Below are 6650 nucleotides of genomic sequence, written 5' to 3' on the forward strand. Positions count from 1 at the left end.
GCGGGCCGCGACGGGCGACTTCGAGGGCGCCCGCGCGCTCGTCGACGCGGTGCCCGACGCGACCTGGGACCTCGCCTCGCTCGGCCCGCGCCGATGGCTTCCCGAGGAGCTCGAGGGGCTGCTGGCGGGACGTGGCCTGGTGCCCGGCGCCAGTCGCGGCGTCCGGGTCGTCAGCGACGAGGTTCCCGGTGTCGTCGTCGACGGATCGGCCGGTGCACGCGAGGAGCTGTTCGCGCTGGAGCAGGCGATCCGCTCCATTCCCCAGTTCGCAGGGCGTTCGGCTGGATTGCAGACGATGGCCCGCCTAGAATCGACTTCACACCCCTGACCGAGGAGTCATCGTGCCACTGTCGGACGAAGAGGCCCGCCTGCTCGCGCAGTTGGAACAGTCGCTGGCCGCAGAGGATCCTGAGTTCGCATCGACGCTGCGCGGCTCCAAGCTCATCGCGCACAACCGTCGCATCGCGGTCGTCTGTGCGATCGGCTTCATCGCCGGCATCGCCATGCTCCTGGGCGGAGCCGTGTCCCAGATGACGTGGCTCGGCGTGGTCGGCTTCATCGCGATGGTGGCCACGGCCTACTTCTTCGTGCGTGCCTGGCGTCGCGGCATCGGGGGAGCCGAGCAGGCCAGCGGTCCCGCACCGGCCGCGCCCAAGAGCTCCGGCTCGTTCGTCGAGCGCATGGAGGAGCGGTGGCAGCGTCGTCAGGACGACGGCGGCTACTGACCCCTCACCGACACTCGCAAGGCCCCGCCACGGCGGGGCCTTCGTCGTGTCCGGCCACGGTTGAGCGGCGATCGCCGCTCCCGTCGACCGCCCACGGCCGTCAGCCCCACCCGCGCTCCACCTGTGCCTGATTTCTCCCCACTTCCCTCCACCGGCCCGCCTCGCTTGCGATGGCGGGCCTTTTCGCGTCTGTGGTGGCGCGACACGGGCGTGTCTTGACGAGAAGTGGGTTGATGGTGGAGCGTTGTGGGTTAAGGTGGTGCGAAGTGGTGGAGACGCCGGACTTCGACCTCGAGGGAGAGCGACGTGGAGCAAGGAGGACGCGATGACCGCACCGGCATCGACGCACTTCTTCGGTACGTTCACGCCTCGTCTCGACGAGAAGGGCAGGCTCTTCCTGCCGGCGAAGTTCCGACCCCTGCTGACGGACGGCGTCGTGCTGACGCGAGGCCAGGAGCACTGCGTCTACGGCTGGACGCCCGAGGCGTTCGACGAGTTCTCGGGCCGGGCACGACAGGCCTCGTTCACCAACCGGCAGGCACGCAACTTCATCCGCATGCTGTTCGGCGGTGCTGCGCACGAGACGCCGGACAAGCAAGGGCGCGTGCCCGTGTCGCAGCTGCTGCGCGACTGGGCCGGCCTGGACCGCGACTGCACGGTCGTGGGCACGGGCGAGAGGTTCGAGATCTGGGACTCCGCTCGCTGGAACGACTTCTCCGACGAGCACGAGGAGGGCTTCGCCGACCTGTCGGAGGAGATCTTCCCGGGGATCTTCTGAGCACCCCGGCGGTGGGGCGCGATGCCCGCCTGAGGGGTTCTGACGTCACTTCCCCGGCGTCAGAACTCTGCAGGCGGGGATCGGGCCCCATCGAGGGCACGACCGGGGCCCGCACATGACGGCCCGGCACGTCCCGGTGATGCTGGACCGCGTCGTGTCGGAGTTCGCCCCCGTCGTGGAACGGGTCGATCATCCTGTCGTCATCGACGCGACGCTCGGCCTGGGTGGACACACCGAGGCGATGCTCACGCGGTTCCCGACCCTGACCGTCATCGGTGTCGACCGTGACCGCGAGGCGCTCCGCCGCGCGGGGGAGCGGCTCGCTCCCTTCGGCGACCGCGTCGAGCTGGCCCACGCCGTGTACGACGAGCTCCCCGACGTCGTCGCGGACTCCGGTCGCACGACGATCGACGGAGTCCTGTTCGACCTGGGCGTCTCGTCGATGCAGCTGGACCTGGCCGAGCGGGGGTTCGCCTACGCCCAGGACGCGCCGCTGGACATGCGCATGAACGACGAGGACGAGCTGACCGCGGCCGACGTGCTCAACACGTACGACGAGGGCGACCTGGCGCGGATCCTGCGCGAGTACGGCGAGGAGAAGTTCGCCCGCCGGATCGCCAAGGAGATCGTGACCGAGCGCCAGACGAAGCCGTTCGAGCGCAGTGACCAGCTGGTCGACCTGATCCGCCGGTGCATCCCGATCCCGGCGCGCCGCACGGGGGGCAACCCCGCGAAGCGCACCTTCCAGGCCCTGCGCATCGAGGTCAACGACGAGCTGGCCGTGTACCGGCGGGCGCTGCCCTCTGCGATGGACCTGCTCGCGGTCGGGGGTCGCGTCGTCGTCCTGTCGTACCACTCGCTCGAGGACCGGATCACCAAGCGCGTCATCACGCGCGCCACCACCTCCACGGCACCGCGGGACCTGCCCGTCGTGCCTGAGTCCATGCAGGCCAGGTTCCGCTCCCTCACCCGGGGCGCGGAGATGGCCGGCGAGGACGAGATCACCGACAACCCCCGCGCGCGTTCCGTCCGGATGCGCGCTGTCGAACGGATCGCCGCCCCATGACCGAGTGCCAAGGAGAGAACCGATGAGTACCGCCAGCTCGCCGCGTGCCCTCAGCCGCTCGGCCGCGGCCCGATCGACCGCGCTCGCCTCCGGACTGGCGGCGCGCGGTCGCGACGCCCGCGAGGTCGGCCTGAAGCTGGTCGGTCCCGTCCGCGTCCGTGCGCGTCGCGCCCCGTTCGTCGTCGTCGTGCTGGGCGTCCTCGCGGTCGGCCTCGTCGGGCTGATCCTGCTGAGCACGGCGATGCAGGCGCAGGCCTTCCGGATCGACGAGCTGCAGCAGCGGGCCACGCTGCTGCACGCGCAGAAGGAGCAGCTGGCCACCGAGGTGGACCAGATGCAGAGTCCGTCGGGACTGGCGGACCGTGCGTTGTCCGAGGGCATGGTGCCGAACGCCAACCCGGTCTTCCTGCGACTGTCGGACGGCAAGGTCATCGGTGAGGCGGTCGCGGCCGAGCCCGGGACGAACGTCAGGAGGGCCGGCTGATGCCCGTCGCCGTCACCCGCACCCGCCTGCGCGTCCTCGTGGTCGGCATGCTGCTGCTGTTCCTGCTGTTCGCCGGACGGCTCTTCCAGATCCAGGCGGTCGACTCCAAGGCGTACGCCGCCATGGCGGTCGAGGCCGGCACGCGCAAGGCCGTCGTCCCCGCGCCGCGCGGCGACATCGTCGACCGCAACGGCGAGCAGCTGGTCACCAGCACCGACGGCCTGACGATCACGGGCGACCCGCAGCTGGCAGCCGACAAGGCGCCCGAGATCGCTCGCATCCTGCACGAGAAGCTGGGCGACGAGATCGACTACTTCGACACGATCCAGAAGCTGCGCACGCCCAAGTCCCGCTACGTCTTCCTCGCGAAGGACCTGCCGGCCTACGAGGCCCGCAAGGCCGTGAAGGCCGTCAACGAGGCCGGGTACACCGGCGTGTTCACCGAGACCAAGAGCCTGCGCAGCTACCCGGGCGGGTCGCTCGCGGCCAACGTCCTGGGCATCACCGAGGAGAACGGCAAGGGCATCGCCGGCCTCGAGAGCCAGTACGACGCGGCGCTCACCGGCGAGGACGGCTCGTCGACGTACGAGGTCTCGTCGTCCGGCCAGCGCATCCCGATGGCCGACTCGACCGTCAAGGAGATGGTCCCCGGCAGCGACGTCACGACGACGATCGACCGCGACCTGCAGTGGTACGCCGACCAGCGCCTGCGCGACGTCGTCGGCTCAGCCGGCGCCGACTACGGCCTGGCCATCACGATGGACGTCCGCACGTGCCAGATCGTGCAGATGTCGCAGGCGCCCACGTTCAACCCGGACACGCGCGACGGCGTCTCGGAGAAGACGCTGGTCAACCGCGCGATCTCGAACGTCTACGAGCCCGGCTCGGTCATGAAGACCATCACGATGGCGGCACTGGCCGATCTGGGCAAGGTCACGGCGGACACCAAGATCAAGGTCCCGTCCGGCATGGTCATCGACGGCTTCCCGATCGGCGACTACTGGCAGCACGGCGAGATCCGGCTCACGGCCGCCGGCGTGATCGCGAAGTCCTCGAACCTCGGCACGATCGTCGCGGCCGAGCAGATGTCGGACTCGGTCTTCTACTCCTACCTGCGCAAGTTCGGCTTCGGCTCGCTCAGCGGCATCGACCTGCCCGAAGAGTCGGTGGGCATCGTGTCGCCGGTGCGCGACTGGACCAAGGCGAAGCACGCGACGACGTCGTTCGGCCAGGGCGTGTCCGTCAACGCGGTCCAGATGGTGCGCGCCGTCGGCGCGATCGCCAACGGAGGAGTCATGTGCACGCCGCGCATCGTCGACTCGGTCACCAAGGGCGACGGCACCGTCGTGAAGTCGGAGGCAGGGGAGTCCCGCCGCGTCGTCTCGCGCGAGGCCGCCGCCGAGGTCACCAGCATGATGGAGGCCGTCACGGCCGACGACGGCACGGCCCCTGCGGCCCAGATCGAGGGCTACCGGGTCGCGGGCAAGACCGGCACCGCGTGGCGGGTGAACCCGCAGACGGGCACCTACATCCGCGGCCAGAACACGATCTCGTTCATGGGCTTCGCGCCGGCCGACAACCCCCGCTTCATCACGTACGTCGTCATCGACAAGCCCCCGCGCAACGCCGGCGGTGGCTCGATGGCCGGCCCGGTGTTCCAGGACATCATGTCGATGGCGCTCGAGCGCTTCGGCGTGACGCCGACGGGCGCGAAGCCGCCGAAGATCAAGCAGGACTGGTAGGTCCCACACCGGCCGGTAGGTTGGGCAGGTGGACGAGATGAGGGTCAGGCCGAACGCCGTGCCCGCGTGGACGCTGTCGCGCGTGGCCAAGATGCTGGGCGGTGAGTCCGCGGGTGGTGACGTCGTCTTCGGCGGCATCAGCCTCTCCACGCACGACGTGGTTCCGGGCGACCTGTTCGCGGCACTGCCGGGCGCGACGACGCACGGGGTCCGGTTCGTGCCCCAGGCGCTCGAGTCCGGTGCCGTGGCCGTCCTCACTGATGCCGCGGGCGCTGCCGAACTGCCCTCGGGCGTGCCCCACCTCGTGCTCGAGCAGCCGCGGCGGGCGCTGTCCGACTTCGCCGCCACGTTCTACGCTCACCCGAGCCGGAGCTTCACGACGATCGGCATCACGGGCACGCAGGGCAAGACCACGACGACATACCTCGCCGAGGCAGCCCTGGGCGAGACCCGCGCGGCCGTGATCGGCACGATCGGCACGCGCATCGCCGGCCGCCCTGCCGCCAGCAGCCTGACCACACCGGAGGCCCCGGCCCTGCAGGCGCTCTTCGCCGTGATGGCCGAGGAGCGGGTCGCCGCCTGCGCGATGGAGGTCTCCAGCCACGCCATCGTGCAGGGCCGCGTCGACGGCTTCGTGCTCGATGCGGCGGTCTTCCTCAATCTCGGGCGCGACCACCTGGACTTCCACCACGACCTGGAGTCGTACTTCCGTGCCAAGGCCGAGCTGTTCACGCCCGAGCACGCGCGCCGTGCCGTCGTGAACCTCGACGATCCGTACGGAAGACGGCTCGCGGACGAGACGGTCCTGCCACTGACGACGTTCTCGACCGAAGGCGCCGCCGCCGACTGGAGGGGCGTCAACGTGCGCACGCACCGGCTCGGCAGCGACGTCACCCTCGTGACCCCGCAGGGACGCGAGGTCGAGCTCTCGGTACCGCTCGCCGGCGCCTTCAACGTCTCCAACGCCGTGGCGGCCGTGGTCGCCCTGGCGGGGGAGGGCCACGACCTCGACGCGCTGGTCGCGGGCATCGCGACCGCACGCGGCGTGCCGGGACGCATGGAGCGCGTGGACGCGGGCCAGTCCTTCACGGCGGTCGTGGACTACGCCCACAAGCCCGAGGCGATCGAGGCCGTCCTGAAGGCCCTGCGTCCCGTGACGGCCGGCCGGTTGATCATCGTGCTGGGCGCGGGTGGCGACCGCGACCGCGGCAAGCGCCCGCTGATGGGGCGGATCGCCGCCGACCTCGCGGACGTGCTCGTGGTGACGGACGACAACCCGCGCAGCGAGGATCCGGCGCGGATCCGCGCCGAGGTGCTCGCCGGCGCCCGGGAGGGATCGGCCGAGGTGCTCGAGGTCGGCGACAGGCGCGACGCGATCGCCGCGGCGGTCGACCGAGCACGGCTGGGCGACACCGTGGTCGTCGCCGGAAAGGGCCACGAGCGTGGCCAGCAGGTCGGCGACGTGCTGCACCCCTTCGACGACCGTGACGTCCTGTACGAGCTGATGGGAGGCATCGCATGATCGCCACCACGCTGGCCGAGATCGCCGCCGCCACCGACGGCCGTGTCGTGGGCGACGACACCCTCGTCGTCGACGGGCCCGCCGTGATCGACTCGCGCCGCGCGCGGCCCGGGTCGCTGTTCGTGGCCGTGCCCGGTGAGCACGTCGACGGACACGACTTCGCCGACTCGGCTCTCGATGCAGGGGCCGTCGCGTCCCTGGGCACTCGCGAGGTCGCGGGTCCGCACGTCATCGTGCAGGAGCCCGTCGCGGCCCTGGGGGCCCTGGCCGCCGACCGGCTGCGTGCCCGGCGCGAGCTCGACGGACTCAGTGTCATCGCCGTCACCGGCTCGC

7 protein-coding genes and 1 pseudogene are annotated in these 6650 nt (G+C 70.9%); all 8 read left to right on the forward strand.

Going from position 1 to position 6650, the window contains the following annotated elements; translation table 11 throughout:
- A pseudogene (locus tag RT323_RS15360) lies at positions 1–328 on the forward strand (hypothetical protein); the annotation flags it as partial.
- A 13-nt stretch (positions 329–341) separates the two neighbouring features.
- Positions 342–725: a DUF3040 domain-containing protein gene (locus tag RT323_RS15365; protein WP_313410004.1), complete on the forward strand. Its 384-nt coding sequence runs from the start codon at positions 342–344 to the stop codon at positions 723–725.
- A gap of 325 nt (positions 726–1050) precedes the next feature.
- Entirely contained in the window at positions 1051–1503 is a 453-nt protein-coding gene (gene mraZ, locus RT323_RS15370) for a division/cell wall cluster transcriptional repressor MraZ (protein WP_313410005.1), read from the forward strand.
- A gap of 115 nt (positions 1504–1618) precedes the next feature.
- On the forward strand, positions 1619–2569 hold the full coding sequence (gene rsmH, locus RT323_RS15375) for a 16S rRNA (cytosine(1402)-N(4))-methyltransferase RsmH (RefSeq protein WP_313410006.1): 951 nt from the start codon (positions 1619–1621) through the stop codon (positions 2567–2569).
- A 22-nt stretch (positions 2570–2591) separates the two neighbouring features.
- Positions 2592–3053 (forward strand): hypothetical protein, encoded by a 462-nt coding sequence (locus tag RT323_RS15380; RefSeq protein WP_313410008.1) that lies wholly within the window; start codon positions 2592–2594, stop codon positions 3051–3053.
- Complete coding sequence (locus tag RT323_RS15385) at positions 3053–4795, forward strand: penicillin-binding protein 2 (protein ID WP_313410010.1); 1743 nt, start codon at positions 3053–3055, stop codon at positions 4793–4795. Before RT323_RS15380 ends, RT323_RS15385 begins: the two co-directional genes overlap by 1 nt.
- A 37-nt stretch (positions 4796–4832) precedes the next feature.
- On the forward strand, positions 4833–6317 hold the full coding sequence (locus tag RT323_RS15390) for a UDP-N-acetylmuramoyl-L-alanyl-D-glutamate--2,6-diaminopimelate ligase (RefSeq protein ID WP_313410016.1): 1485 nt from the start codon (positions 4833–4835) through the stop codon (positions 6315–6317).
- On the forward strand, positions 6314–6650 hold a 337-nt coding region (locus RT323_RS15395), incomplete at its 3' end, for a Mur ligase domain-containing protein (RefSeq protein WP_313410012.1). The genes RT323_RS15390 and RT323_RS15395, both read left to right, overlap by 4 nt.

This window comes from Aeromicrobium sp., from assembly GCF_032084975.1.
GTDB lineage: Bacteria > Actinomycetota > Actinomycetes > Propionibacteriales > Nocardioidaceae > Aeromicrobium.